Source organism: Salinivibrio sp. SS2 (genome assembly GCF_001722075.1).
GTDB lineage: Bacteria > Pseudomonadota > Gammaproteobacteria > Enterobacterales > Vibrionaceae > Salinivibrio > Salinivibrio proteolyticus.
Genome location: NZ_MEBP01000040.1, coordinates 1 through 3,777 on the forward strand (window position 1 = coordinate 1; position 3,777 = coordinate 3,777).

At 49.4% G+C, this 3,777-nt stretch carries 5 protein-coding genes; 3 read left to right on the top strand and 2 right to left on the bottom strand.

Going from position 1 to position 3,777, the window contains the following annotated elements; genetic code table 11:
* The first annotated feature begins 347 nt into the window (after positions 1 to 347).
* Positions 348 to 728, top strand: a complete 381-nt coding sequence (locus BGK46_RS02285) for a thiol-disulfide oxidoreductase DCC family protein (protein WP_069586860.1) — start codon at positions 348 to 350, stop codon at positions 726 to 728.
* 8 nt (positions 729 to 736) lie between these two features.
* Entirely contained in the window at positions 737 to 1,378 is a 642-nt protein-coding gene (locus tag BGK46_RS02290; protein WP_069586861.1) for a flavin reductase family protein, read from the top strand.
* On the opposite strand, the gene BGK46_RS02295 is transcribed toward BGK46_RS02290, so the two are convergent.
* Complete coding sequence (locus BGK46_RS02295) at positions 1,375 to 1,863, bottom strand: GNAT family N-acetyltransferase (RefSeq protein WP_069586862.1); 489 nt, start codon at positions 1,861 to 1,863, stop codon at positions 1,375 to 1,377. The two genes, BGK46_RS02290 and BGK46_RS02295, sit on opposite strands and share 4 nt — an antisense overlap.
* A gap of 88 nt (positions 1,864 to 1,951) precedes the next feature.
* Positions 1,952 to 2,974 (bottom strand): EF-P beta-lysylation protein EpmB, encoded by a 1,023-nt coding sequence (gene epmB, locus BGK46_RS02300; protein ID WP_069586863.1) that lies wholly within the window; start codon positions 2,972 to 2,974, stop codon positions 1,952 to 1,954.
* Positions 2,975 to 3,007: 33 nt separating this feature from the next.
* On the opposite strand from epmB, the gene efp reads away from it, so the two are divergent.
* Entirely contained in the window at positions 3,008 to 3,574 is a 567-nt protein-coding gene (efp, locus tag BGK46_RS02305) for an elongation factor P (RefSeq protein ID WP_069586864.1), read from the top strand.
* The last annotated feature ends 203 nt before the right edge of the window (positions 3,575 to 3,777 follow it).

Consider the following 3,777-nt stretch of genomic DNA (forward strand, 5'->3'; position numbering starts at 1 on the left):
GGTAAGGACAGGGCATGTGTTTAGCATTTATGCTGAATGGAAGTGTGCATGAGCCGTATACGAGGTCCGTATGTACGGTTCTGTGAGAGGGATGAGGCGGCAACGCCTCACCCTACTCGATGTATCTTGAGGGTGTATTAGCCCTGTGCGTCTCGATTCAATATCCTCATCACACAGACACCAACCGACACTTTTCCCACATCTTTGATTACCTAATAGGTCGTATAAGGCTTGGATCGCTATGCTGAGTACTGGCTGACGTGGGTTTTATCCATGCTGGATAGGCCTAAACACCTGATCGTACCGATGTCGTTATGCGTATTAAGACGAGGTTAGGAGGGACGTTTATGGTGACGCTATTTTATGACAGTTTGTGCCCGTTATGCGTCAAGGAAATGCGCAAGCTGTCACGTTGGGATAAAAACCAACAGCTCATACTGGAAGATATTCATCATTCCGATTTTGCAGCCCGTTTCCCCGATGTGGATCCCAAAGCCGCTAATCGCATTTTGCACGCCAAAGATAGTCACGGACAGATGGTGTATGGTTTAGACGCAACCTATGCTGCATGGCACGCGGTAGGCAAGGGATATTGGGTGAGTTGGTTACGCTGGCCCGTGATCGCTTGGTTTGCGGACCAAGCTTATTTGTTTTTTGCCCGCCATCGGTATCGGATCTCCGCATTATTAACCGGGCGGGCACGTTGCCAACAGTGCCAACTGAAATAAGGAAGGTTATGTCTTTGAGTGTGTTCGGCCATGATGACATCATGAGCATGGAAAAACGTTATCGCGCAGCCTTTATCAATAGCTTGTCAGGCTTTAAGTCTGCAAACTTATTAGGAACCAGCGACGCTGAACGACAAACGAACTTGTGTATGGTTAGCTCTGCTTTTCACCTAGGCGCGAATCCGGCGTTGATGGGAGTGATTATCCGACCTGATACCGTGGTGCGGGATTCTCTTGAAAACATTCGTCAGTTAGGTGTGTATACGCTCAACCATGTGAGTGAGGCGATGCTCACTGCCGCGCATCAGACATCTGCACGCTATCCTCACGACGTCTCAGAGTTTGATCAAGTGGGTCTGACGCCATTATGGCGAGAGCGCTTCAATGCCCCTTACGTGCAAGAAGCTGCGGTGCGCTTAGGATTAGTGTTGAGAGAAGAGCATACGCTGGCAATTAATGGTACACATTTACTGATCGGAGAAATCAGTGAAGTTCATGTGCCCGAATCGTGTGTCAAAGATGATGGCTACGTAGATATTGAACAAGCAGGCAGCGTTGCGGTTAGCGGTTTAGATAGCTACCACCGTACCGCACGCATTGGTCGGCTTAGCTACGCCAAACCGGATTGTTTCCCCGAGTGGCTTGATTAGCGGGTACGCGCCATGTAGTGGGCATCGACAAACTCGCCATTGCGAAACGCAAACTGTTTGGCGGTGCCTTCAATTTCAAAGCCAAATTTTTGATAGAGGTGGATCGCAGCCGCGTTATCCGTATAAACGGTTAGCTCTATCCGTGATACGTTCAGCCAGTTTTCGGCTAAATCGATCGCTTTTTCCATGAGCGCACTGCCTATGCCGCGGCCTTGATAGGCATCATGAACGCCCATGCCAATATCTACAACGTGGCGACGGCGAGGATTCGCGGCAATGACGAAGCTGAGATTACCGACCACTTTACCCTCTAGCTCGGCAACCAATGGGTATACGCCATCTGGTACGTTATTAAGCCGTTTTTCCCACATGGCGAGGCTTGGCATCGGCAATTGTAAGGTGCCTGCTTGCGCCTTGGGTTGCGCATAGATATCGCGTATCGCCGGAATGTCGTCGGCGTGGTATTGACGAATAATCAGAGACATAACACATCCTTGTGGTGAGCTTTCCTCTCTAATAAGCCATGGAAGCAAACAAAAATCAACAGCTTATATTAATTAAGTCACTGATTATTCACTCTAAATGCAGATCAAGCGGGGTTTTACTTGCTCGCCCGCCAATTTCTCGGGTCAATCGGGGGACCAAATAGCCGGAAAGCTGGCCGATAATGTCTTGCATTAAGGCGCGCGCTTTATCGTCTGAGATTAAAAAGTGAGCGGCGCCTTGGACTTTATCCAATACATGCAGGTAGTAAGGCAAAACGCCAGCCTCAAACAGCCTTTGGCTCAGTGCCACCAACGCATCCGCACTGTCATTCACGCCTTTGAGAAGCACGCTTTGGTTAAGCAGCGTGATCCCTGCTTGTCGCAGCATGTGGAGTTTGTGGCTTAATTCTGCATCAATCTCATTGGCGTGGTTGATGTGGGTGACGAGTACCACTTGTAAACGTGACCGCGATAAGCGCTCGGTAAACGCAGAAGTGACACGAGCGGGGATCACCACAGGTAGCCGTGAATGAATGCGTAGCCGCTTAACATGCGTTATGTCTTCTATGGCGCTGATGAGCCAATCGAGCTCCTCATCTTTGGCCATCAGCGGGTCACCACCGGATAAAATCACTTCATCAATCTCGTGATGGGCGGCGATATAGTCCAGCGCCCCTTGCCATACGCGTTTACTGCCTTTGTTGTCTTGATAAGGGAAATGGCGGCGGAAGCAATAACGGCAATTGATTGCACAGCCTCCTTTAACGATCAGTAAGACACGGTTGTGGTACTTGTGTAACAACCCAGGAATCGCATTGTCTTGTTCTTCCAGTGGGTCAGCGCTGAACCCGTCAACGTCATTAAACTCGTCGGCAATGGGGAGGACTTGCTTTAGCAGTGGATCATCAGGGTTTCCTTTTTCCATCCTAGCCACAAAACTGCGTGGCACACGTTGGGCAAAAAGGCGACGAGCACTAAATCCTGCCTCCCAATCGGATGGTGAAATTTCAAGCAGTTGCAGCAGTTCCTTGGGATCTGTGATCCCCTCTGCGAGTTCTTTGATCCAGTTTCGCTCAACAGCAGGCTGGATTCGGGTTATGATGTGCGACATTTGTGAAAACTCGAAGATGTTAAGAGGATCAAGATGGCGTCTTTCAGCACCAATGAATTCCGCGGCGGATTGAAAATTATGCTCGATAACGAGCCGTGTGTCATTACCGAAAATGAGTTCGTGAAGCCTGGTAAAGGCCAAGCCTTCAACCGGGTTAAAATCCGTAAGCTGATTTCCGGTAAGGTTCTAGAGAAAACATTCAAATCAGGTGACAGCGTTGAAGCTGCCGATGTGATCGATGTGGAAATGGACTACCTCTACACAGATGGTGAGTTCTATCACTTCATGAACAACGAAACCTTTGAGCAAATCGCTGCCAACGAGAGTGCAGTGGGTGATAACGTCAAATGGTTAGTTGAAAACAACACCTGTACACTCACGTTGTGGAATGGTGACCCAATCGTGGTTACCCCACCTAACTTCGTCGAACTTGAAGTGACTGAAACCGATCCGGGTCTAAAAGGGGATACCCAAGGTACTGGCGGTAAACCCGCGACACTGATCACAGGGGCCGTTGTTCGTGTGCCTTTGTTTATTCAAATCGGTGAAGTCATCAAAGTGGATACACGCTCGGGTGAGTATGTAAGCCGCGTAAAATAATTGGCATTTCGAATGCCCGATAAAAAAGCCCTGACCGAATTGGTTCAGGGCTTTTTTGTTTGCCCAGCGAAGCTGGCAAACCCGTCAGGTTGAAAGAAACCTGAATCGCCCCGACTGAGGGGAAGATAATCCGACTCGCAAGGGCGTTGCTGGCCAACGGCAGGGTCTGAAGGAAGCGATAGGGAAGTTGGGAGCAACGCAAG